This window comes from Paraburkholderia sp. AV2, from assembly GCF_054968425.1.
Map to the genome: position 1 here is coordinate 1 of NZ_JBANLK010000073.1, position 23,341 is coordinate 23,341.

The window sequence follows — 23,341 nt, forward strand, 5'->3', positions numbered from 1 at the left end:
CCCCCCCCCCCCCCCCCCCCCCCCCCCCCCCCCCCCCCCCCCCCCCCCCCGCCGCAAGCGCCGGGAAAATGTCCTACTCTGCAAATTTGATCTGTGCTCGTGGTCCGGCGGGACGCTGCAGCACACCCACTCCGGTCGACGGGAGGTATCGATGACAGCCATAGGTCTGGAATTCGACCAGTTGAAGAACAGCGCCGAGGCGCTGCGCCGTTCCATTTCCAACCGCCTCATGTACGGCGTCGGCAAGGACGCCGTCACGGCGCGCCCGCAGGACTGGCTGCATGCCGCGGCGCTGGCCGTGCGCGATCGGCTCGTCGAACGGTGGATGGTCACCACGCGCCGGCAGTACGACCAGGACGTCAAACGCGTCTATTACCTTTCGATGGAATTTCTGATCGGCCGCACGTTTTCCAACGCGCTGCTCGCGCTCGGCATTTACGACCAGATGAAAGAGGCGCTGGCCGACGTCGGCGTCGACATGGAGTCGGTGATCGACTTCGAACCGGACGCCGCGCTCGGCAACGGCGGCCTCGGCCGCCTCGCCGCGTGCTTTCTCGATTCGATGGCGACGCTCGGCATCCCGGGCTTCGGCTATGGCATCCGCTACGACTACGGCATGTTCCGGCAGCAGATCGTCGACGGCGAGCAGGTCGAGGCGCCCGATTACTGGCTGCACGCCGGCAATCCGTGGGAATTTCCGCGGCCCGAGGTGCAATATCACGTGCGCTTCGGCGGGCGCACGGTGCAGCGCAACGGCACGGTCGAATGGATCGACACGCAGCACGTCAACGCGATGGCCTACGACACCGTGATTCCCGGCTACGCCACGAGCGCGACCAACACGTTGCGCCTGTGGTCCGCGCGCGCGGACGAGGAGCTCGATCTTTCCGCCTTCAACCAGGGCGACTATCAGCGCGCGGTGGAAGCGCGCAACGAGTCGGAGAACGTCTCGCGCCTGCTCTATCCTGACGATTCGACCATGGCCGGCCGCGAACTGCGCCTGCGCCAGGAGTACTTTTTCGTCTCCGCGACGATGCAGGATCTGATCCGCCGCTACCTGCGCACGCACAGCACGTTCGGGCGCTTCTCCGACAAGGTGGCGGTGCACCTGAACGACACGCACCCGGTGCTCGCCGTCCCCGAACTGATCCGTTTGCTCGTGGACGTGCACGGCATGCCGTGGGACGAAGCGCTGCAGCATGTCGGCCGCGTGTTCTCGTACACGAATCACACGCTCATGCCGGAAGCGCTGGAAACCTGGGATGTCGAACTATTGGCGCGCCTCCTGCCGCGTCACCTCGAAATCATCTTCGATATCAACGCGGCCTTTCTGCGCGAGGCGAACGAACAGGGCGCGCACGATCTCGACATGATCCGCCGCATCTCGCTCGTGGACGAATATGGCCAGCGCCGCGTGCGCATGGCCTATCTCGCGATCGTGGCGAGCCACAAGGTCAACGGCGTTTCGAAGCTGCATTCGCAGCTCATGCAGCGCGATATCTTCTCCGACTTCGCGCGTCTTTTTCCCGACCGCTTCACGAACGTCACGAACGGCATTACGCCGCGCCGCTGGCTCGCGCAGGCGAACCCGCCGCTTGCGCGCCTGATCGACGAGAGCATCGGCACGCGCTGGCGCAGCGACCTGCTGGAACTACACGGCTTGCGCAAGCTGCGCGGCGACGCTTCGTTCGAAGCCGCGTTTCGCGCGGCCAAGCGCAGCAACAAGGTGCGGCTCGCGCAGCGCATTGCTCAGCGTCTCGGGGTGACGGTCGACCCGGACGCGCTCTTCGACATGCAGGTGAAGCGCATTCACGAATACAAGCGGCAACTGCTCAACGTGCTGCATGTGATCGTGCGCTACAACCGTATCGTCGAGAACCCGCAGCGCGACTGGGTGCCGCGCGTGGTGGTGTTCGCGGGTAAGGCCGCGTCGGCCTACCGCATGGCCAAGATGATCATCCGGCTCATCAACGACGTGGCCGCGAAGGTGAACCACGATCCGCGGGTAGGCGACCGGCTCAAGGTGGTGTTCGTGCCCAATTACGGCGTGAGCGTGGCCGAGGTGCTGATTCCGGCCGCGAATCTCTCCGAGCAGATCTCGACGGCGGGCACGGAGGCCTCGGGCACCGGCAACATGAAGCTCGCGCTCAACGGCGCATTGACGATGGGCACGCTGGACGGCGCGAACATCGAGATCGGCGAGGCCGTGGGACCGGAGCACATCTTCATCTTCGGCAACACGTCGGACGAGGTGGATGCGTTGCGCGCCTCGGGCTACCGGCCGCGCCAGATCTACGAGGAAAACGCCGAACTGCACACCGCGCTCGACCAGATCCGCACGGGCTTCTTCTCGCCGGGCGACCCGGCGCGCTTCACGGAGATTTTCCACACGCTCGTGGACTGGGGCGACCACTATCTCGTGCTCGCCGACTTCGCGGCCTTCGTGGCCGCGCAGGAAGCGGCCGACCGGCGTTTTCTCGACGTGCCGGGATGGACGGCGAGCTCGATCGAAAACGTGGCGGCGATGGGGCCGTTCTCGTCGGATCGGGCGATTGCCGAATACGCGCGCGATATCTGGCGCGTCAAACCGATCGATCCGAACTGACCGGGCTGCCGGGCTTCGTGTCAGGTCGGTGCGAAGCTCAATGCAGGCTCAATGCGCCGGGCTGCGAGCGGCCGCATCGGGTCGGCCCGCCATGGCGAAGCGCACGATCTGCTCGACGCGTTCGGCAAAACCGCGGTCGAGGCTCGTCAGCGCTTCGCGCCGTTCGCCGCCCATCACGACGATCAGCCGATGCGTGACATCCTGGGTGAACCACGCGATCAGCCCGACCACGAACAGCATCGCCCCGCAGATCAGCCCGCCCCCGGAACCGTGAAGGCCGCCCCACGCGCCGAGCGCGACGCCGGCTACCGAGAGCACGATCGGCACGATGCGGTTGCGGCGCCCGGTGATGACCTGCACGTCCTCGATGTCGCGCAAGGCGAAGACCTGGCCCGCGACGGAGAGCGCGGTGCGCGTGACCGATACGCCGGCTTCGTTGAAGGGGAGTTCCATCGATGAGAACGCTGCGAGGGGAAAGGGCGCAGCGTACCAGAAGCGCGCGCGTCGCGCGCGGCGGCGCGACGTCGCAAAGGAAAACGGGGCATCCCGCCGGATGCCTCGTGTCAATGACGCCGGCATCGCAGACCGGCGCCGGGCCGTTGCCGGCCGCTTCGTTTTTAGAACTTGACGCGCATGCCCACGTGCACCGCGAGCTGGTCCTGCGAGCCCGAGCCCGACGGCTGGAAGATGCTCGAGTTCGAGTCGCCGATCTGCGCCTGCACCGGCGCGCCCTTGTACGAGCCCGACGCGTCCTGGTAAGCGACGGCCAGATAGACGTCCGTGCGCTTGCTGAGCAGGTAGTCGACGGCCGCGTCGATCTGGTTCCAGTGCGCGCCGAAGAGACCCGAGGCACGCGAGTACGTATAGCCGAGCTGGCCCGAGAGCGCCGGCGTGAACGCGTACCTGGCGCCGGCTTCGTAGGCGTTGTAGAGGTACGACGAGGAGGCGATCTGCGAGAGCAGCGTGTTCGTCCACAGGGCCCACACGGTGGCCGGGCCGAGCGTGTAGCGGCCGCCCACGCCGAACGTGCGCAGGTCCTGCAGCGCGCCGCCGATGCCGGAGATGGTCGTCGTGAAGGCGGGCGAGGCCGCGCCGGGGTACGTGATGTTCGTATAGGCGGCGCCGAGGCCGAACGGGCCGTAGGCGTAGTTCGCGCCGAAGCTGTACGTGCGCGACGAAGCCTCCGCGGACGTGGTCGGCGCGCCGGCGAACGAGGTCGTGTTCGAGAAGCCGTACAAGCCGCCGAAGGTCAGGCCCGAGAAGTTCACGCTCGAGAACTTGACCGAGTTGTTGATGCGGCTCGACGTCAACTGGTCGATATCGTTGAAGTGGTAGGCCCAGTTGCCCACGGCCGTGTTGCCGCCGTTCGAGTAGTAGCCGCCGAGATAGTCGGTGCTGAACGAGTATTGACGGCCGAACGTGAGCGAGCCGATCGTGTTTTGCGTCAGGCCGACGTAGGCCTGGCGGCCGAACAGCGTACCACCCTGGCCGGCTGCGCCGGTGCCGCTGCTGAAGCCGTTTTCGAGCACGAAGATCGCCTGCAGGCCGCCGCCCAGGTCTTCCGTGCCGCGCAGGCCCCAGCGGCTGCCCTGCGCGACCCCGTCGCCGTAGCCCCAGTAGCTGCTGCTTCCGCCCGTAGCGTTCTTGATGTGGCTGTTGTAGCTGATACCCGCGTCGATCAGGCCGTACAGCGTGACACTGCTTTGTGCCTGTGCTGCGCCCGCGACCGAGGCAAGAACGGCGGTGGTCAATATTTTCTTCAAAGCATTCTCCGGATTGAGGAAAGATTCGAATGCCCCGTTTCTGCTGGACAGGGTCATGCGACGCGCTGAAATTTAAACACCAATCGCGAAAGGGATGTGACAGTATTTTCATATTACTGATATGTATTATTTATGTTGCATAAATAAGACATCGCCTGCAAAGCCTTTTGTGGCATGGGTTCCGGCGATTTATGGGGTGCCGGGAGGGGCCGTCAGAAAGCCTCTTTTGCAGCTTTCAAGCTTTCAATATGAAAATTTGTTCATTAGATGTTTAGATTTCGCCCGGCCGGGGTCGATGCGGAGTGCGAAGCAATGGGGAGGGGCGCCGGAGTGGCGCGAAGCCGGCCCATGCCACGGCATGAGCCGGCTGGAAGGACGGGTTACAGCGACAGGAGCGAACCGCTGCGGATCGGCCGGTCTCCCGCGATGCGGGCCACTTCCATGCCCGCCGTCGCGAAGCGCGCGCTATGTCGCGCGTACATCACGCCGCTCACGGTGCTGCACAGCGTGAGCACTTCGTCGGTGAGCGGGTTGACGATGTCGGCCACGGGCGCGCCGGCCTCGATCCAGGCGCCGGTATCGGCGCGAAACACGATCACGCCGCTGGCGGGCGCGACGACAGGCTCGGTGCCGGCGAGCGGCGTGGCGGGAAACGCCAGCGCCGGCAGCGGCGCCGGGGTGCCCGCGATCACGCCGCGACGGATCAGGTAGTCGACGATACCCTGCGCGTCGCGCTCGGCGAATTCGTGCGAGACGTCGCGCTGGCTGCGCAGCTCCACCGTCACCGAGATCGCGCTGTGCGGAATCGGGAAGCGCTTGCCGAAGCGCTCGCGCAACTCGGTCCAGCAAAAGCTGTGAATCTCGTCGAACGGACTGCCGATCGAGTTCAGCGCGAGCAGCGACGCCTTCGCGTCGAGATAGCGCGCGAGCGGCTCGACGTCGGTCCACAGCTCGGGGTTCGTGTAGAGGTGCAGCGCCGCTTCCCAGTCGCAGTGCAGGTCGAGCACGATGTCGGCATCGTACGAGAGGCGCTGCAGCGCGAGGCGCTGCGAATCGAGCTCGTTTCGCGGCTTCTGCGCGGCGAGCGCCTCGCCCATGGCGGCGCGGATGGCCTGGCGGTTGGCGTCGGCGTCGGGGCCGAGGCGTTCCTCGATGGTGGGCAGTACGAGCGCCGTCAGGTCGTAGAAGTTGCGATTGAAGTTCTGCGCCGTGTTCGATTCGAAGCGCCCGATGAGATGGCCGAGCCACTGCTGGTTCAGGCCGATCGGATTGGCCACCGGCACCACGACGATCTCGCCGCGGAGGCGGCCCGCTGCTTCGAGCCCGGCGAGCTTGCGCCGCAGCGCCCAGGCGGCAAGCATGCCCGGCAGTTCGTCGGCGTGCAGCGAGGCCTGTACGTACACCTTCTGGCCGCCGCCCGTGCCGTAGTGAAAGCTCGTGATCTGCCGCGCGGTGCCGAGGGCGGGCGCTATCAACGGATGGTTCTGGGTACGCATGTTGGAGACGCGCGCTGCGGCAGGCCGCGGCACACGTGAGTAGTGGGTTCGTGAAAGGGAAGCCCGCAGCCGGGCTGCAAGAAGCGATCTTAGCGGATTCGATCTGGCGCCGTAACTTCGGTGGAAACGCGCCGAGGCGTGCGGCGCGCGCAGATTGCGCAGATGAAGCAGACAAAGCAGGGGCGAAAAAAAACCCGAACCGCAGTCCGGGTTTTTCTCTCACCTCGGGGAACACGCCGCGAGGCTTGGAGCGCGCGTCGATCAGCCGCCGTACACGTCGAAGTCGAAATACTTCGCTTCGATCTTCTTGTACGTGCCGTCCTTGATCATGTCGGCGATGGCCTTGTCGATCTTCGTCTTCAGGTCGGCGTCTTCCTTGCGCAGGCCGATGGCGGCCGCGCCCGTCGGGATTTCCTTGCCCGCGAACTGGAAGCCCGCGCCGCGCGGGGTCTTCAGGAAGCCGAGGTCGGCCTGCACTTCGTCTTGCAGCGCGGCGTCCAGACGGCCCGAGAGCAGGTCGGCATAGACCTGGTCCTGGTTCTGGTAAGGCACCACGTTCACGCCCTTGGGCGCCCAGTTTTCCTTCGCGTAGGTTTCCTGGATCGTGCCTTGCTCCACGCCCACCGACTTGCCCTTGAGCGAATCGGCCGTCGGCAGGAGGTTCGTGCCCTTCTTCGCGACGAGGCGCGTCGGCGTGTTGAACAGCTTCGCCGAGAACGCGATCTGCTCTTCGCGCTGCGGGGTGATCGTCATTGACGAAAGCACGCCGTCGAACTTCTTCGCCTTCAGGGCCGGGATCATGCCGTCGAAGTCCTGCTCGACCCACACGCACTTGGCGTTCAGGCGCTTGCAGATTTCGTTGCCGAGGTCGATGTCGAAGCCGACGAGCTTGCCATCCGGTGCTTTGGATTCGAACGGCGCGTAGCTGGCATCGACGCCGAAGCGGACGGTCGTCCAGTCTTTCGCGTGGGCGGCGCCGGCCGATACGGCCAGCAGGGCAACCGACAGGGCGGCAAGCAGTTTTTTCACTATGGTGTACTCCTCGGATGGTTCATGGAGCGCCGCGTGCGGTCATGCCGCCGCGGCGCATTGTCCGGCGCGTTGTGCATCCCGGACTTTCTTTGGGCTTGCCGGCGCGAGAGCCGGCGGCGCGGGCAGAAGCTTACCCGGTCAAAATTGCTGCGTCGCTAGTGTAATACCGGATAGCGCAAGAATGCTCGCTGAAAGGAACGTTCGATTTCCGGCGGCGATGGGCGCAAAGCCTTGCCGGGCAAGGCGCTGGTGGATAGCGGTGCGACCTGCGCGAATGGTCTGCAGAAAGCGGATGCGATGCCTGGTTGCAACAGTCGGCGGCAGGCGGCCCCGCCGTCCTCCGTCGCCCGGCTCAAACCACCCGCCTGCCCGCGAGATAGGTGGCGCGCGGCACCGGCAATGCATCGAGCATTGTCACGCGCACGAAGTCCGCGCGCAGGCCCGGCGTGATGGCGCCGCGGTCCGTCAGCCCGGCGCGGCGAGCCGGCTCCCACGAAACGGTCGCCATGGCGCGCGGCAACTGCCAGCCGGCCTGGGTGACGAGGTCGAATGCCGCCGTGAGGAGGCTCGACGGCACGTAGTCGGACGAGAGGATGTCGAGCAGGTTCGCCTGCGCGAGCTCCAGCGCCGAGACATTGCCCGAATGCGAGCCGCCGCGCACGAGGTTCGGCGCGCCCATGATGGTCGAAATGCCGCGCTCTTTCGCCGCCTCGGCCGCGATGCGCGTGGTCGGGAATTCGGCCAGCACGATGCCTTCCGCGGCCGCCTGCTCGACGTGCTCGACCAGCGTGTCGTCGTGGCTCGCGAGCGGAAGGTTGCGCGCCCGGCAGCGCTCGACGATCTGGCGGCGATGCGCGTCGGCGAAGCGCTGCTGCTCGTCGGCCAGCTCGGCCTGCATCGTCGCGGCTTCTTCGTCGGTCCACTTGCCGTAACGCTCCTGGAAGCGGCGCCACTGCTCGCGGTCGTGCCACTGGCGCTGACCCGGCGTGTGGTCCATCACGGAGGCGAGGCGCAAGAGCGGGTGCGCGCTCAGCGTGTCGAAGAGTTCGATCACGTCCTGGGTCGCGATTTCGCAGCGCAGATGCAGAAAGTGCTCGGCGCGCAGCAGGCCGCGCTCCGAGAAGCGCGAGAGTGCGCCCGCGCAGGCGAGCTGCACCTCGCGGCCGCGCACGCCCACCGAAAGGCGCGTGCCGATGGCGAGCGCGTCGAATACGGTCGTGATGCCGGCCGCCGCGATCTGCGCGTCGTGAATCACGAACGCGGCGTCGGTATTCCAATGCACGCCGGGGCGCGGTGCGAGGTGCTTCTCGAGGTTGTCGGTGTGCAGTTCGACGAGGCCGGGCAGCAGATAGTCGCCCATCCAGTCCTCGGCCTCGGGGGCGGACGTCGTGCCGCGCGACAGCTCGCGGATCCGGCCGTCCTCCACGCGCAACGTGCCGGTGAAAACCTCGTCTCGCGTCACGATGCGAGCGTTCTTGATCAACATCGTCTGGCTCCGTAATCAGAACAGATAGAGCGGTTTCAGGCGGCTTCGTTCAATGCCGTCTGCACGCGCGGTGCGGCGAGCGCGAGACGGCGCGTGGTGACGCGCTCGCGCGTGTCTTCGTCGTGGAAGACGCCCACGATCGCCGCGCCGTGCTCGCGCGCCTCGACGATCAGGCTCGACACCACCTCGCGATTTTCCGCATCGAGCGAGGCCGTGGGCTCGTCCAGCAGCAGCACGCGATGCCCGGCGATCAGACCGCGCGCGATGTTCACGCGCTGCTGCTCGCCGCCCGAAAACGTTGCGGGGGCGAGCGACCAGAGCCGCCGCGGCACGTTCAGGCGCGCGAGCAGCGCTTCGGCGCGCGCGTGCGCCTCGTTTTGCGCCACGCCGCGCGCCACGAGCGGCGCCGCGACGAGGTCGCGCGTGGCGACGCGCGGAATCACGCGCAGGAACTGGCTTACGTAACCCACCACGTTGCGGCGCAGGCGCAGCACGTCGTGTGGCGCCGCGCCCGTGATTTCGAGGTGCTGCGAGGGCGCATCGTCGTCGCGAATGGCGATCGAGCCGCCGCTCGCGAGGTAATTGCCGTAGAGGCAGCGCAGCAGCGTGCTCTTGCCCGCGCCGGACGGCCCGACGAGCACGACGCATTCGCCGCGCTCCACATCGATCGAGACACCCGCGAGCGCCTCGATGCCGATGCCGCCCTGGCCGTGCAGCGTGAACGTTTTGCGCACGTCTTGCGCGCGCAGCATCAGCGCGGGGCGTTCGACGAAGGGGCTTTCGTGCGCATTTTCGTGCGGGGATGAGGCGGTACGCATCATGTCGATCATCCTAGACCGGCAGCACGGAGGCCACCAGCGTCTGCGTGTAGGGATGCTGAGGATCGTCGAGCACCTGGTCGGTCAAGCCCGCCTCGACCACCGTGCCGCCCTGCATCACCATGAGGCGGTGCGCGAGCAGGCGGGCCACGCCGATATCGTGCGTGACGATCAGCACCGAGAGATGCAGTGTCGTCGTGAGCGTGCGCAGCAGATCGAGCAGGCGTGCCTGGACGGAGACGTCGAGACCCGCCGTGGGCTCGTCCATGAAGACGAGGCGTGGGCCCGTGACGAGATTGCGCGCGATCTGCAAACGCTGCTGCATGCCGCCCGAGAACGCGGAGGGCAGCTCGTCGATGCGCGCGGCGTCGAGCTCCACGCGCTCCATCCATTGCTGGGCGGTGTGGCGGATCTGGCCATAGTGGCGCGCGCCGACGGCCATGAGCGGCTCGCCGATGTTCGCGCCCGCCGAAACGCCGGCGCGCAGTCCGTCGCGAGGGTTCTGCTGCACGAAGCCCCATTCGGTGCGCATGATGCGGCGCCGGTGCGGCTCGGGAAGCGTGCGCAGGTCGAGCGTTTCGCCCTCCGTGCTCACGTAGCGCAGCTCGCCGGCATCGGCCCCGGTGCGCAGCCCGAGCGTGTTGAGCAGCGTGGTCTTGCCCGAGCCCGATTCGCCGACGATGCACAGCACCTCGCCGGGATAGAGGTCGAAGCTCACGTCGCGGCAGCCGTTGCGGCCGCCGTATTGCTTCGTGAGACGGCGGGCGCTCAGCAGGGGCGTCATGCCGGTTCTCCGTCTGGTTCTCCGTTTTCTTCGCGGCGCTCGTGACAGTAATCGCTGTCCGAGCAGACGAACATGCGCGTGCCCGCGTCGTCCACGATCATTTCGTCGAGGAAGCTTTCGCGCGAGCCGCAGAGGGCGCACGCCTGCTCCCAGCGCTGGACCTCGAACGGATGGTCGTCGAAGTCGAGGCTCCTGACCGGCGTCCAGGGCGGAATCGCGTAGATGCGGCGCTCGCGTCCGGCGCCGAACAACTGCAGCGCGGCGTTCATGTTGAGCTTCGGGTTGTCGAACTTGGGGATCGGCGAAGGCGCGGTGAGATAGCGGCCGTTGACCGTCACCGGATAGTCGTAGGTCGTCGCGATGCTGCCGTGCTGCACGATGTCCTCGTAGAGCTTCACGCTGACGAGGCCGTAGTCGGCGAGCGCGTGCAGCTTCCGGCATTCGGCCACGCGAGGCTCCAGCCGGAACAGCGGCTCGGGCATCGGCACCTGATAGACGAGGATCTGGCCTTCCGCGAGCGGCGTTTCGGGAATGCGGTGGCGCGTCTGGATGATCGTCGCCTCGCGCGTGCGGCGCGTGGTCTTCACGCCGGTCGTGCGCGCGAAGAAGCGGCGGATGTTCACGGCGTTCGTGGTGTCGTCCGAGCCCTGGTCGATCACCTTGAGCGTGTCGTTCGCCCCGATGATCGCCGCGCTAACCTGGATGCCGCCCGTGCCCCAGCCATAGGGCAGCGGCATCTCGCGCGAGGCGAACGGCACCTGATAGCCGGGCACCGCCACGGCCTTGAGCAGCGCGCGGCGGATCATGCGCTTGGTCTGCTCGTCGAGGTAGGCGAAGTTGTAGCCTTCGGCGGCCTGCGTCTCGTGCGAGGCGATCGGCGCGGCCAGGGTGGCGGGCGCGCTCATGCGGCCTCCTCGTTCGTCGGGTCCGGCTGTCCGTGCTGTTCGTGTTGCGCGCGCAGGCGGCGCACGAGTTCGAGTTCGGCCTGGAAATCGACGTAGTGCGGCAGCTTCAGGTGCTGCACGAAGCCGGAGGCTTCGACGTTGTCGCTGTGCGAGAGCATGAACTCGATGTCCTGGGTGGGCGAGGCGAGCGTTTCGCCCAGTTCCTCGGCACGCAGCGCGCGGTCCACGAGCGCCATCGCCATCGCCTTGCGCTCGGCGTGGCCGAAGGCGAGGCCGTAGCCTTGCGTGAAGGTGGGCGGTACCGCCTTGCTGCCCGCGAACTGGTTGATCATCTGGCATTCCGTCAACTCGATCTCGCCGATCTCGACGGCTTCGCCCAGCTCGTCCAGTCTCATTTCTACGGAGACCGAACCAAAGCGGATCTCGCCCGCGAACGGATGCGAGTGCGCGTAGCCGCGCTGCGTCGCATAGCCCATCGCCAGCAGGAAGCCTTCGTCGCCGCGCGCGAGATTCTGCAGGCGCACGGCGCGGTCGGCCGGAAACGACAGCGGTTCGCGCGAAAGATCGCCGGGTTCAAGCGCGCCGGGCGCGGGCGCTTCCTGTTCGATCAGGCCTTCCTTGTCGAGCAGCGCGACGACGCGCGGCATCGGCTCCGGCGGGATGCTGTCAGGCGATGCGGCTGCGTTCGACTCCGGGCTTTGCGCGCCTGCGCCCACGTCGCCGCCTTCGGCCAGCAGCGCGAAATCGAGCAGGCGCTGCGTGTAGTCGTAGGTCGCGCCAAGCACCTGGCCGCCCGGTACGTCCTTGAAGGTGGCCGAGATGCGGCGCGCCACGTCCATCCGCTCCGTTTCTACGGGCTCCGTATAGCCGAAGCGCGGCAGGGTCGTGCGGTAGGCGCGCAGCAGAAAAATGGCTTCGACGAGATCGCCGGCGGCCTGTTTGATGGCGAGTGCGGCGAGCTCTTCGTCGTACACCGAACCTTCGGCCATCACGCGCGCGACGGCAAGGCGCAACTGCTCGCGAATCTGCGCGACGCTCAGTTCGGGCACGCGCGTGTCGCCGCGGCGCGCCTCGTCGAGCAGGCGCCACGACGCTTCGATCGCGCGCTCGCCTCCTTTGACGGCGACATACATCAGTTCATCTCCACGCGGGTGGTGCGCGGCAGGCCGACCAACTGGTCGCCGCAGACGAGATAGAAGTCGATGCCGCACGGAAAGAGCGGGCCCAGTGCGGCACGCTCCTGCCAGAAGCGCTCGGGCAGGCCGGCAGGCGCGATCGTGTGAGCATTTTCGATGCCCGGGCCGCGCAGCGTGACGGGCGCGCCGCCCGCGAGCGAGGCGACGCGCACGAATACGGTGGCCGACAGCTCGGGCGATTCGGGCGTGCCGATGGCGAATGAGGCAAGCGGCGGCAGCGCCGCGGCGTCGTGCACGTAGACGAATGCGGCTTCGCCCGGCGCGGCGGCGAGCGGAGCGTCCGCATGAAAGCGCAGGGCGGCGCTGAGCGCGGCGTCAGGCTGCGCGAGCCAAACGGGCGTGGCGTAGTCGGCGAGCGCAAGCAGCGAGGCGAACGCCGCAAGGCCGGCGCGTTCGCCGCCATTCGTGGCGTCGGCGGCGGGCAACACCGCTTCGATCACGCCGACGCGGCCCGGACGCGCGAGCGCGTCGAGCAGCGTGCGGAACACCGCCTGGGTGTCGTGGACGGGATCGGCAAAGCCGGGAGCGAGCGCATCGAGCGCGAGGTGTGCGGCCTGTGCGGCTTGCGGGTCAAGGGCGGTTTGATGTTCGTCGATCATGCGTCACCTCGAACCATGGTGAAAAACTCGACCTTCGTGCTGGCGGTAGCGGCGCGGCGCGCGGCACGTCGTGCCTCTGCGCGCGCGGCGAGCGGCGCGATCAGTTGCGCGTGCAACGAGGCATGGCGCTCGGGCTGCTGCAGGAGCGCGTCGGCCAGCGCGGCCAGTTCGGCGCGGCGCTTGTCGCGTCCCAGGTGACAGGCCACGCCCACCGTGCCGCTGCCAGCGCCGTCCGCACCGCGCAGGCGCAGCGTGGCGCGTGTCACGGTGGCTTCGCCGAGATTGAAGGCATTGCCGGTGCCGCCGATGCGGCCACGCACCATCGCGAGGCCCGTCTGCGGCGGGCGCAGCCAGTCGAAGGCAGGCGCGGCGGCGCCTTCCAGCGCGGCCGCGAGCGCCGCTTCGAGATCGGCGCGCGGCGTGCGGGCGAGCACCGCCATCCATGCGCGCCGCGATGCGGCCGGGGGCGAGACGGAGGTAGCGTTCATCTGCGGTTCCTGTGTCATGAACGGGAGTGTCCTGCGAACGTCGCTGAAGTTCGTTATTGGACCATCTATTCATCTAAACGTCTAGACGTCTGGTCGTGCAGTCGTCTATATGCAGCGAGGGAGATGTTTTCATATTTCCATCACGCCGCGCGCACTACAATGCGGGAAACGCTATTGAACCCGGAAGGAATGACAGCACCATGACATCGAACGACGACGCGCCGCACGGCGCCCAGCTCGAGCGCGGCGCAGGCGTGGCGGTGTGGCGGCAGATCGAACAGATCCTCGTGGCCGAAATCGCGGCGCAAGGTTTCGGCGAGGACGGGCGCCTGCCGAGCGAGGGCGAGCTGGCGAAGCGCTTCGACGTGAACCGCCATACGGTGCGGCGCGCGATGCTCGGCCTCGCGGCGAGCGGGCTCGTGAGCGTCGAGCAGGGGCGCGGCACGTTCGTTCAGCCGGGCGCGATCGACTATACGATCGGCAGGCGCACGCGCTTTACCGAAAACCTCCGGCAGCACCAGCAGGCGGCGGTGGGCAAACTGCTGTCGTCGTCGCGCGTGAAGGCGGAGCCGACCGTCGCAAAGGCGCTGGGCATCCGCGCGGGCGCGCTGGTCTATCGGATCGAAACGCTGCACGAACTGGACGGCGTGCCGCTCACCTACGCGCGCAACTGGTATCCGGCCGCGCGCTTCGCCGACCTGCCCGCCGTGATGGAGCGCTTCGACAGCACCTCGAAGGCGCTCGCCGAATACGGCGTGGCGGACTACCTGCGCAAATGGAGCCGCATCGGCAGCGCGCTGCCCGAGCCCGAGGTGGCGCGGCGGCTGAACATCAACCGGCAGCAGCCTGTGCTCGTGGTCGAGAACGTGGACGTCGACATGGACGGCACGCCGATCAAGTACGGCATCACGCATTTCGCGGCCGACCGCGTGCAGTTGATGGTGGAGCACGACGTATGACGGGCGCCGCCGAGGCCTGGAGCGACGCCACCCGCTTCGCGATCTACTATGCGCCGCCGCGCGAATCGGCCTGGTGGCGAGCGGGCTGCGCGTGGCTCGGGCGCGATCCGGAGAGCGGCGAAGCCCTGCATGCGCCGCAGCCCGCAGACCTGGCCCGCCCGCTCGCCGCAGTCACGGCCGCGCCGCGCCGCTACGGCTGGCACGGCACGCTCGTGCCGCCATTTCGCCTTGCGCCCGGCGCGACTCCCGAGGCGTTGCTGGCCGCCGCGCAGCAATGGGCCGCGACGCGCGCGCGCTTTGCGCTGACGGTCGAGGCGGCGACGCTCGGCCGCTTCGTCGCCCTGCGTGCCGCCGACGACGAAGGCGACGCCGCCGTGCGCGAGCTGGCCGCCGACGCGCTGCGCACGCTGGCGGCGCTGCGGGCCGCGCAGACCCCGGCGGAACTCGCGCAACGGCTCGACGCGCCGCTCACGGCGCGCCAGCGCGCCTACGTCGAGGCATGGGGCTACCCGTACGTCTTCGACGAATACCGTTTCCACATGACGCTTTCCGATTCGCTCGACGATGCGCGCGAGCGGCACGCGCTCGTGGCGGCCTGGAACGCGCGGATGGCGGATGCCGGCGCGCTGCCGGTGGACGGCGCCGCGCTCTTCGTCGAACCGCGGCCGGGCGCGCCGTTCGCGCTGTGGCGCCGGGTGGCGTTCGCCGGCGGGGAGCCGCGCCGATGAACGACCGGCTGATCTACCTGATGGGGCCTTCGGGGGCGGGCAAGGACTCGCTGCTGGGCTTCGCGCGCGCCCGCCTCGCGGCCGAAGGCGTGGTGCTGGCGCACCGCTACATCACGCGTGCCGAAGGCGGCGGCGAGAACCACATCGCGCTCACCGACCACGAGTTCGAGGCGCGCGCGCGGCTCGGCCTCTTTGCGCTGCAGTGGCGCAGCCACGCGCTGCGCTACGGGATCGGCGTGGAGATCGACCAGTGGCTCGGGCTTGGCTGCACGGTGGTGGTGAACGGCTCGCGCGCGTACATGGGCGAGGCGCTCAAGCGTTATCCGCAGATGACGCTCGTGCATGTCGAGGCGGCGCACCCCGTGCTGGCGGCGCGCCTCGCCTCGCGCGGACGCGAGACGCCCGCGCAGATCGCCGCGCGTCTCGCACGCCAGGCGCCGTTCGAGGTGCCGGCGGGGGCGCGCCTCGCGCGCATCGACAACTCGGGCCGGCTGGAAGAGGCCGGCGAGGCATTCGTCGAGGTGGTGCGCCGCGTGGCGGCGGGCCGCTGAGCGCTGCGTCGAAACCGGGCAGACAGCGTTTGGTCGAGCGCCCGGCGCCGCGGCGCGCCGGACGCGGCCGCTCAGGTGCGTCGCGCCACCATGCCGGAGACGCGCTGCGCGGCCTGCTGGAGCGGTTCGAGGAAGGTCTTGACCATCTGCTTCGCCGAGGTCCGCTGCGCATTCCCGCTGATGTTCATTGCCGCGATCACGCGGCCCTGGCGGTTGCGGATGGGCGCGGAGATCGAGATCAGGCCGCCTTCCAGTTCCTGGTCGACGATGGCCCAACCCTGCTGGCGCACCTGGGCGATGACCTTTTTCAACTCTTCCTTGTCGGTAACCGTGCGCGGCGTGTGCGCGTAGAGCGGCGAGGCGCCGAGCGTGGCGTCGAGCGCGTCCTCGTCGAGCGCCGAGAGCAGCACCCGCCCCATCGACGTGCAATACGCCGGCAGGCGGCTCCCGATCGAGAGGTTGATCGTCATGATCTTGTGCGTGGGCACGCGCAGGACGTAGACGATTTCCGTGCGGTCGAGCACCGCCGCCGAGCAGCTTTCGTGCACCTGCCCCGAGAGCTCTTCCATGACCGGTTCGGCGAGGTTCCAGAACGGCATCGACGTGAGGTAGGCGAAACCCAGGTCGAGGATCTTCGGCGTGAGGCGGAAGAGGCGGCCTTCGGCCTCGACGTAGCCGAGCGTCTGCAGCGTGAGCAGGATGCGGCGCGCGCCGGCGCGCGTGAGGCCGGTGGCGGCGGCCACGTCGGTGAGGGTCTGCTCGGGGCGTTCGGCGTTGAACGCGCGGATCACCGAGAGTCCGCGGGCGAACGACTGCACATAGGAGTCGCCCGGCTTGTCGGGGATCTCCGGCTGCTCGGCGGGACGGTCGGGCGAGGCACTGGATGCAGAGGTCATGGGCGTCGGAAAAGGGTTCGGCGGCGCGTAACGAACCCATGACGATAGCGCAAGCGCCCTGTTTCGCCAACCGGCGGCGCGGGGGGGGCCGCTGCGCGCGGAGGTGCCGGCATTGGCGAGAGCGCGCAACCGCCATTGATTTTTGTCAATCATTTATCTCTTTATTTTTTATTCTGCATCTAACTTGCTTTAGGTCCAGGGGTGTGTGCGCGAATATTGGCCTGATTTTATAAATATGCTTCCGCTTGGCGGCGAATGTCGATTCGAATTAATAGCGTGCCGAGAAACGGCGAGTCATGAATAACAGGGTGGGTCGACGCTTTTGCGCGAGCCTCGCTGGCCGGCTGGGAGGCGCCGCAGCGCGTTTTCATGGCCGAGGTGAAAGATTTTAGAAAGCATGATGCGTCCTTCCGTCGCGCCAGTTTGAGCGAGATTTAGCGAATCGAGATCAAATTAGATCCGAATATCTTTCCGTAGAATTTTGCCGAGCACGATACGGGTGCATTTCTCGCGATTTCTTGCGATGTAAATGCGTTAAAGCGTCCAAAGATCGTTTAACGGAAAGACGGGCAAACATGACAGACAGACAGGCCTTCAAAAGGTGGCTCATCCCCCTCGGCAGTGGGCTGGCCGCAATGCTTTCGGGGTGCAGCGGCAATTTCCCGCTGCTCGATCCCAAGGGCAGCGTGGGGGTGGCCGAAAAATCGCTCATCGCCACGGCTACCGGCGCCATGCTGCTGGTGGTGGTGCCCGTGATCATCCTCACGCTGCTGTTCGCATGGCGCTACCGGGCGTCGAACCGCCATGCCGTTTATGCGCCGAAGTGGGCGCACTCCACAGCCATCGAGGTCGTGGTCTGGGCCATTCCCGCCGTGATCATCCTCTTCCTCGGCATCCTCACCTGGCGGACTTCGCACGAGCTCGATCCCTATAAGCCGCTCGAGTCGAACGTGAAGCCCATCAACGTCGAAGTCGTGGCGCTCGACTGGAAGTGGCTCTTCATCTATCCGGACCTCGGCATCGCCACGGTGAACCAGCTGGCCGTGCCGGTGGGCACGCCGGTCAATTTCCGCATCACGTCGGATTCGGTGATGAACTCGTTCTTCATCCCGCAACTGGGCACTCAGGTGTACGCGATGGCGGGCATGCAGACACACCTGCACCTGATCGCCGACCAGCCCGGCAACTTCGAGGGCCTTTCGTCGAACTACAGCGGCCGCGGCTTCTCGGACATGAAGTTCCGCACGCTCGCCACGAGCCAGGGCGACTTCGACGCGTGGGTCAAAAAGGTCAAGGCGTCGGCCGGCTCGCTCGGCATGGACCAGTACGCCACGGTCGCGCAGCCCAGCGAGAAGGTGCCCGTGCAGTACTTCTCGACGGTCGACCCGAAGCTCTTCAACAACATCATTGCGAAGTACAACAACGGCCACGTCACGGACTTCAGTGACGCTGCCTGCGGTACTAAGGGGTAACGCATGTTCGGCAAACTCACATTAGACGCGATTCCGTTCGATCAGCCGATCATCATGGGCGCCGCGGCGTTCATGGCGCTGATCGTCGTCGCGGTGCTCGGTCTCGTGACCGTGACAGGGAAGTGGAAGTACCTCTGGAGCGAGTGGCTCACGAGCGTCGACCACAAGCGCATTGGCGTGATGTACATCGTCGTGGCCGTGCTCATGCTCGTGCGCGGCTTCGCCGACGCCGTGATGATGCGTATCCAGCAGGCTATCGCCTTCAACGGGCCGGGCTACCTGCCGCCGCATCACTACGACCAGATCTTCACGGCGCACGGCGTCATCATGATCTTCTTCATGGCGATGGCGCTCATGGTCGGCCTCTTCAACCTCGTCGTGCCGCTGCAGATCGGCGCGCGCGACGTGGCGTTTCCGTTCCTGAACTCGCTTTCGTTCTGGATGACGGCGATCAGCGCGATCCTGATCAACCTGTCGCTCGTGATCGGCGAGTTCGCACAGGTGGGCTGGCTCGCCTATCCGCCGCTCTCGGAGCTGCAATATAGTCCGGGCGTGGGGGTGGACTACTACATCTGGGCGCTGCAGCTTTCGGGCGTGGGCACGCTGATCACGGGCGTCAACTTCTTCGTCACGATCATCAAGATGCGCGCGCCGGGCATGAGTCTCATGAAGATGCCGGTGTTCACGTGGACGGCGCTCTGCTCGAACGTGCTCATCATGGCCACGTTCCCGATCCTCGCCATCGCGGTGGCGCTGCTCGGCCTCGACCGCTATCTCGGCATGCACTTCTTCTCGAACGATGCCGGCGGCAACCCGATGCTGTATCTGAACCTGATCTGGGCCTGGGGCCACCCCGAGGTGTATATCCTCGTGCTGCCCGCGTTCGGCATCTATTCGGAAGTCATGGCCACCTTCTCGAAGAAGCCGCTGTTCGGCTACAAGACGATGGTCTATGCCACGTGCGCGATCATGATTCTCGCGTTCCTCGTCTGGGCCCACCACTTCTTCACGATGGGATCGGGTGCCGACGTCAACGCGTTCTTCGGCATCATGACCATGGTCATCGCGATCCCTACGGGCGTGAAGATCTTCAACTGGCTGTTCACGATGTATCGCGGCCGCGTGCATTTCACGGCGCCGGTGCTCTGGACGATCGGCTTCATGGTGACGTTCTCGATCGGTGGCATGACGGGCGTGATGATGGCGATTCCGGGCGCGGACTTCGTGCTTCACAACTCGCTCTTCCTCGTCGCGCACTTCCACAACGCGATCATCGGCGGCGTGGTGTTCGGCTACCTCGCGGGCGTGCACTACTGGTTCCCGAAAGTGTTCGGCATCAAGCCCAGCGAAAAGCTCGGCAAGGCGTCGTTCTGGTGCTGGTTCGTCGGTTTCTACGTGGCGTTCGTGCCGATCTACGTGCTCGGCTTCATGGGTATGACGCGCCGGACCAACCACTACGACAACCCCGACTGGCAGTCGTGGCTGATCGTGGCCGCGATCGGCGCCGCGATCATCGCGCTCGGCGTGGTGTTCCAGGTGCTGCAGTGGGTGATGGCGTTCGTGAACCGCAACAAGGCCGAATGGCAGGACGTTACGGGCGACCCGTGGGACGGCCGCACGCTGGAGTGGTCGACTTCGTCGCCGCCGCCGGTCTACAACTTCGCGGTCATTCCGCAGGTCGGCGATATCGATGCCTTCGCGCACATGAAGGAATCGGGCCAGGGCCTCGGTCTTGCGGACAAATACAGCGATATCCATATGCCGTCCAACACGCCGGCGGGCTTTTTCGTCGGTGTATTCAGCCTCGTGCTCGGTTTTGCCGGCGTGTGGCACATCACGTGGCTCGGCGTGCTCGCGTTCGCGGCGGTTGTGCTGACCATTGCCATTCGCAGCTTCGGCGATAACGACGGCTACTACATTCCGGCGGCAAAGGTCCGCGAGATCGAAGAGCGACGCCATGGCGCCGTTGCCTCTGCGAATCGTCGCGAAATGGTTGCTGAGGAGGCTTACTGATGTTACAGAAAACCAACGCGGCAACTCTTGCCGAACTCGATCATCACGATCATCCGCCTTCGAACTCGGTATTCGGGTTTTGGGCGTACCTGATGACGGACTGCGTGCTGTTCGCGGCGCTGTTCGCCACCTTCGGCGTGCTGGGGCACCAGTACGCGGGCGGTCCCACGGGCAAGGATCTGTTCGATATCCCCGGTGTTGCGATCGAAACGGCGGTGCTGCTGCTTTCCAGCATCACATACGGCTTCGCGATGCTGGGCGCCCACCAGGGCAAGCGCGGTGTCGTGCTCGGCTGGCTCGCCGTCACGTTCGTACTGGGCGTGACCTTCCTCGTGTTCGAACTGCGCGAGTTCTCGCACCTGATCGGAGAGGGTGCCGGCCCGCAGCGCAGCGCGTTCCTGTCCTCGTTCTTCACGCTGGTCAGCACCCACGGCCTGCACGTGTTCTTCGGCCTCGTCTGGATGATCGTGATGATGATCCACGTGCTTCGCAAGCCGGAACTCGGCGAAAAGGAAATTCGCGGGCTGACCTGCCTGAGCCTCTTCTGGCACTTCCTTGACGTCGTCTGGATTTGCGTGTTTACCTTTGTCTATCTCGGGAGCGTGCTCTAAATGGCTCATTCTTCCTCGGTCGCTGAGGGTGGTGCTCATGGCACCGCTCATGGCACATTCGGCAGCTATCTTGCAGGCTTCGTTCTTTCCGTGATTCTCACGGCGGGTGCGTTCGGCATCGTGATGCACGGTTCGCTCGATCCCGCTACGGCGATCGTCGTGCTCGCGGTGCTGGCGTTCGTGCAGGTGGTCGTCCACCTCGTGTTCTTCCTGCACCTGAACGCGTCGGCGGGGCAGGGCTGGAACGTCCTGTCGCTCGCCTATACGGTGCTTGCCGCCGCCTTTCTCATTTTCGGCACGATCTGGGTGATGCATAACGTCGGCATGAATATGATGTCGCGCTGATCCCGCCCCTTTCGGGGGGCACGGTAGTTCGTGGCTTGCCGGGGTATCGAACGGCCGCATAGACTCTCAGTCTGTGCGGCCGTTTCGTTTTCGGTGCGAAGCCATGCGCTTGACACCGTTTGCGCACGCCGCCTATCATGCAGGGCAATTGTTCGATACACGACCATGAGTTCATATATCGAACAAGACGCATCTGGACCGGCGCGCTCGAGGGTTGGGTTTCGTCCGCGCAGTCCGTCACGCTGGTTTGCATAGGATGGGCCCGAGCGCTAACGCTGGTCGGCACGCCAGGTTCCATCGACAGGAGACGTTCATGACGGAAGCTTTTCTGTGCGACGCGATTCGCACCCCCATCGGGCGCTATGCCGGCGCTCTCGCGCCGGTTCGTGCCGACGACCTCGGCGCCGTGCCGCTCAAGGCCCTGATGGAGCGTAACAAGGAAGTCGACTGGTCGGCGATCGACGACGTGATCTACGGCTGCGCCAATCAGGCCGGCGACGACAACCGCAATGTGGCGCGCATGTCGCTGCTGCTCGCGGGGCTGCCGCAGGCCGTGCCGGGGTCGACCGTCAACCGCCTGTGCGGTTCGGGGATGGACGCCGTCGGTATTGCCGCGCGCGCGATCAAGTCGGGCGAGACCGGGCTGATGGTGGCGGGCGGCGTCGAGAGCATGAGCCGTGCGCCCTTCGTCATGGGCAAGGCCGCGAGCGCTTTTTCGCGCGACGCCGCGATCTACGATACGACGATTGGCTGGCGCTTCGTGAATCCGCTGATGAAACAACTGTACGGTGTCGACTCGATGCCCGAAACGGCGGAAAACGTCGCGGTCGACTACAACGTGAGCCGCGCGGACCAGGATGCCTTTGCTGTGCGCAGCCAGCAGAAGGCGGCGCGCGCCCAGGCCGACGGCACGCTCGCGCAGGAAATCGTCGCGGTCACCATCGCGCAGAAGAAGGGCGATCCGGTCGTCGTTTCGCGCGACGAGCATCCGCGTGAAACGAGTCTCGAAGCGCTTGCGAAACTCAAGGGCGTGGTGCGTCCGGACGGCTCGGTGACGGCGGGCAATGCCTCGGGCGTCAACGACGGCGCCTGTGCGCTGCTGCTCGCCAACGAAGAGAACGCGAAGCGCTACGGCTTGACGCCGCGCGCGCGCGTACTGGGTATCGCCACGGCGGGCGTTGCGCCGCGCGTGATGGGCATCGGCCCGGCGCCCGCGACGCAAAAATTGCTCGCGCGCCTGAACATGACGATCGACCAGTTCGACGTGATCGAACTGAACGAGGCATTCGCGTCGCAGGGTCTGGCCGTGCTGCGCATGCTTGGCGTAGCCGACGACGATCCTCGCGTGAATCCCAACGGCGGCGCGATCGCGCTCGGTCACCCGCTCGGCATGAGCGGTGCACGCCTCGTGACGACGGCGCTGTATCAGCTTGAGCGCACGAAGGGCCGCTATGCGCTGTGCACGATGTGTATCGGCGTGGGGCAGGGTATCGCCATGGCGATCGAACGACTCTGAGGGTTGCCCCGCTCGCCTGATCCCGTGAGGCCAGGCTGACAGACGCCGCGAACCGAACGATTCGCGGCGTTTTTGTTTCCAGCATGTGAACGGGCTGCGACTGAGGCAGTCGCCGAGTATTTCGAGAGCCAAAACAATGGCCAAATTCGTATCGAATTTGTGAATGCCGGATGCGCGGCATTCACTTACTTTGATTCATGGTGGATAACGTGAAAGTATTCCGGCCCACTAACCATCGGTTTTTTTTGAACGCTCGCGTAGAATCGTCCGCACTTCGGTGCACACCCGCTGCACCGTCGATTGCAACAGCATTCCAGGCTACCTTGATAAGGAGAACGCGGATGATGAAAGCAGCAAGCTGGGGCGCAGCCTTGATTCTTGGCATCGCGGCCGTGCAACCCGCCATCGCGCAGGACGCGCTCGCGAGCGCTGCGCAGGCCGTGGTCGCCAATGCCGAGCCGGTTCATGTGCAGGCGCAGATCGTCGGCATCGACCGCACGGCACGCGTGGTGACGTTGCGCGGTCCGCGCGGCAACGAAGTGGATATCGGGATCGGGCCGCAGGTCGGAAACTTCGATCAACTGAATGTCGGCGATACCGTTGACGTGCTCTACAAGAACGCACTGCTCGTTACGGCCGACAAGGTCACCGGCAAGGACAAGGGTATTCGCAAACGCGTCGATACGAGCGTTTATCTCCCGGCGTCGTCGGGCTACAGCGCGGCGCGCCAGGTCGAGGTGCAGGCCACGGTTCAGCACATCGATCTGAAGAAGCGCAAGGTGACGCTGCGCGGCGCCTACCAGACGGTGACGCTCGACGCTACGCCCGATATCGACCTCAAGTCGCTGAAGGTTGGCGACACGATCCACGCCGTGTTCGTGTCCGCTTACGCGACGCAGGTTACGCCGGTCGGCGCGACGCAATAAGCGCGTTTTCCGCGCGACAAACAACAACGCCGGGGTGCAGCGATCGATTCGCTGCACCCCCGCGGGTTTTTATTATGCGGGGGCGCCCCGTGGGGGGTTAAGACCCCCCCCGCGCAAGTAGATAAACACCACCAAATAGGGCCCCCCCCAAT

22 protein-coding genes are annotated in these 23,341 nt (G+C 66.1%); 10 read left to right on the forward strand and 12 right to left on the reverse strand.

What is annotated here, in order from left to right:
* Positions 1-151 precede the first annotated feature (151 nt).
* Positions 152-2,605: a glycogen/starch/alpha-glucan phosphorylase gene (locus V8683_RS29375; protein ID WP_411192084.1), complete on the forward strand. Its 2,454-nt coding sequence runs from the start codon at positions 152-154 to the stop codon at positions 2,603-2,605.
* A 48-nt stretch (positions 2,606-2,653) separates the two neighbouring features.
* Here the strand turns inward: V8683_RS29375 and V8683_RS29380 are convergent, their stop codons facing one another.
* From V8683_RS29380 to phnG, 11 genes are all read right to left on the reverse strand, one after another.
* On the reverse strand, positions 2,654-3,058 hold the full coding sequence (locus V8683_RS29380; RefSeq protein WP_411192085.1) for a DUF6232 family protein: 405 nt from the start codon (positions 3,056-3,058) through the stop codon (positions 2,654-2,656).
* A gap of 164 nt (positions 3,059-3,222) precedes the next feature.
* The gene (locus tag V8683_RS29385; protein WP_411192086.1) at positions 3,223-4,425 is read right to left on the reverse strand and encodes a porin; all 1,203 of its coding nucleotides are present in this window, start codon (positions 4,423-4,425) and stop codon (positions 3,223-3,225) included.
* A 323-nt stretch (positions 4,426-4,748) separates the two neighbouring features.
* Positions 4,749-5,864, reverse strand: coding sequence for a succinylglutamate desuccinylase/aspartoacylase family protein (locus V8683_RS29390; RefSeq protein WP_411192087.1), 1,116 nt, complete (start codon positions 5,862-5,864; stop codon positions 4,749-4,751).
* 261 nt (positions 5,865-6,125) lie between these two features.
* On the reverse strand, positions 6,126-6,893 hold the full coding sequence (locus V8683_RS29395; RefSeq protein ID WP_411192088.1) for an ABC transporter substrate-binding protein: 768 nt from the start codon (positions 6,891-6,893) through the stop codon (positions 6,126-6,128).
* 355 nt (positions 6,894-7,248) lie between these two features.
* On the reverse strand, positions 7,249-8,382 hold the full coding sequence (locus V8683_RS29400; protein ID WP_411192089.1) for an alpha-D-ribose 1-methylphosphonate 5-triphosphate diphosphatase: 1,134 nt from the start codon (positions 8,380-8,382) through the stop codon (positions 7,249-7,251).
* Positions 8,383-8,417: 35 nt separating this feature from the next.
* Positions 8,418-9,203, reverse strand: a complete 786-nt coding sequence (gene phnL / locus V8683_RS29405) for a phosphonate C-P lyase system protein PhnL (protein WP_411192090.1) — start codon at positions 9,201-9,203, stop codon at positions 8,418-8,420.
* Between the two features lie 10 nt (positions 9,204-9,213).
* Positions 9,214-9,984, reverse strand: coding sequence for a phosphonate C-P lyase system protein PhnK (gene phnK / locus V8683_RS29410; protein WP_411192091.1), 771 nt, complete (start codon positions 9,982-9,984; stop codon positions 9,214-9,216).
* Positions 9,981-10,889 (reverse strand): alpha-D-ribose 1-methylphosphonate 5-phosphate C-P-lyase PhnJ, encoded by a 909-nt coding sequence (locus V8683_RS29415; RefSeq protein ID WP_411192092.1) that lies wholly within the window; start codon positions 10,887-10,889, stop codon positions 9,981-9,983. The genes phnK and V8683_RS29415 overlap by 4 nt, the downstream gene beginning before the upstream one ends.
* The gene (locus V8683_RS29420) at positions 10,886-12,022 is read right to left on the reverse strand and encodes a carbon-phosphorus lyase complex subunit (protein ID WP_411192093.1); all 1,137 of its coding nucleotides are present in this window, start codon (positions 12,020-12,022) and stop codon (positions 10,886-10,888) included. Before V8683_RS29420 ends, V8683_RS29415 begins: the two co-directional genes overlap by 4 nt.
* Positions 12,022-12,684 carry a phosphonate C-P lyase system protein PhnH gene (phnH, locus tag V8683_RS29425; protein ID WP_411192094.1) on the reverse strand — a complete coding sequence of 221 codons (663 nt, stop codon included), beginning with the start codon at positions 12,682-12,684 and terminating at the stop codon, positions 12,022-12,024. The genes V8683_RS29420 and phnH overlap by 1 nt, the downstream gene beginning before the upstream one ends.
* A complete protein-coding gene (gene phnG, locus V8683_RS29430) occupies positions 12,681-13,172 on the reverse strand; it encodes a phosphonate C-P lyase system protein PhnG (RefSeq protein ID WP_411192095.1) in 492 nt (163 codons plus the stop codon). Before phnG ends, phnH begins: the two co-directional genes overlap by 4 nt.
* Positions 13,173-13,372: 200 nt before the next feature.
* On the opposite strand from phnG, the gene phnF reads away from it, so the two are divergent.
* Genes phnF through phnN form a run of 3 tightly spaced genes read left to right on the forward strand, consistent with a single transcriptional unit; the run spans position 13,373 to position 15,410 of the window.
* Positions 13,373-14,131 carry a phosphonate metabolism transcriptional regulator PhnF gene (gene phnF, locus V8683_RS29435; protein ID WP_411192096.1) on the forward strand — a complete coding sequence of 253 codons (759 nt, stop codon included), beginning with the start codon at positions 13,373-13,375 and terminating at the stop codon, positions 14,129-14,131.
* Positions 14,128-14,859 carry a DUF1045 domain-containing protein gene (locus tag V8683_RS29440; protein ID WP_411192097.1) on the forward strand — a complete coding sequence of 244 codons (732 nt, stop codon included), beginning with the start codon at positions 14,128-14,130 and terminating at the stop codon, positions 14,857-14,859. Before phnF ends, V8683_RS29440 begins: the two co-directional genes overlap by 4 nt.
* Positions 14,856-15,410, forward strand: a complete 555-nt coding sequence (phnN, locus tag V8683_RS29445; protein ID WP_411192098.1) for a phosphonate metabolism protein/1,5-bisphosphokinase (PRPP-forming) PhnN — start codon at positions 14,856-14,858, stop codon at positions 15,408-15,410. Before V8683_RS29440 ends, phnN begins: the two co-directional genes overlap by 4 nt.
* A gap of 71 nt (positions 15,411-15,481) precedes the next feature.
* Here the strand turns inward: phnN and V8683_RS29450 are convergent, their stop codons facing one another.
* The gene (locus V8683_RS29450) at positions 15,482-16,306 is read right to left on the reverse strand and encodes an IclR family transcriptional regulator (RefSeq protein ID WP_411192099.1); all 825 of its coding nucleotides are present in this window, start codon (positions 16,304-16,306) and stop codon (positions 15,482-15,484) included.
* Between the two features lie 575 nt (positions 16,307-16,881).
* Here V8683_RS29450 and cyoA point away from each other — a divergent pair.
* The 6 genes from cyoA (at position 16,882) to V8683_RS29480 (ending at position 23,189) form a co-directional block, all read left to right on the forward strand.
* Positions 16,882-17,778 (forward strand): ubiquinol oxidase subunit II, encoded by an 897-nt coding sequence (gene cyoA / locus V8683_RS29455; RefSeq protein WP_411192100.1) that lies wholly within the window; start codon positions 16,882-16,884, stop codon positions 17,776-17,778.
* A gap of 3 nt (positions 17,779-17,781) precedes the next feature.
* Positions 17,782-19,791, forward strand: a complete 2,010-nt coding sequence (cyoB, locus tag V8683_RS29460; RefSeq protein ID WP_411192101.1) for a cytochrome o ubiquinol oxidase subunit I — start codon at positions 17,782-17,784, stop codon at positions 19,789-19,791.
* Positions 19,791-20,402 (forward strand): cytochrome o ubiquinol oxidase subunit III, encoded by a 612-nt coding sequence (gene cyoC / locus V8683_RS29465; RefSeq protein ID WP_411192102.1) that lies wholly within the window; start codon positions 19,791-19,793, stop codon positions 20,400-20,402. The genes cyoB and cyoC overlap by 1 nt, the downstream gene beginning before the upstream one ends.
* Positions 20,403-20,747 (forward strand): cytochrome o ubiquinol oxidase subunit IV, encoded by a 345-nt coding sequence (gene cyoD, locus V8683_RS29470; protein WP_411192103.1) that lies wholly within the window; start codon positions 20,403-20,405, stop codon positions 20,745-20,747.
* 313 nt (positions 20,748-21,060) lie between these two features.
* Positions 21,061-22,263, forward strand: a complete 1,203-nt coding sequence (gene pcaF / locus V8683_RS29475) for a 3-oxoadipyl-CoA thiolase (RefSeq protein ID WP_411192104.1) — start codon at positions 21,061-21,063, stop codon at positions 22,261-22,263.
* A 344-nt stretch (positions 22,264-22,607) separates the two neighbouring features.
* Positions 22,608-23,189 (forward strand): hypothetical protein, encoded by a 582-nt coding sequence (locus V8683_RS29480; protein WP_411192537.1) that lies wholly within the window; start codon positions 22,608-22,610, stop codon positions 23,187-23,189.
* Positions 23,190-23,341: the final 152 nt, after the last annotated feature.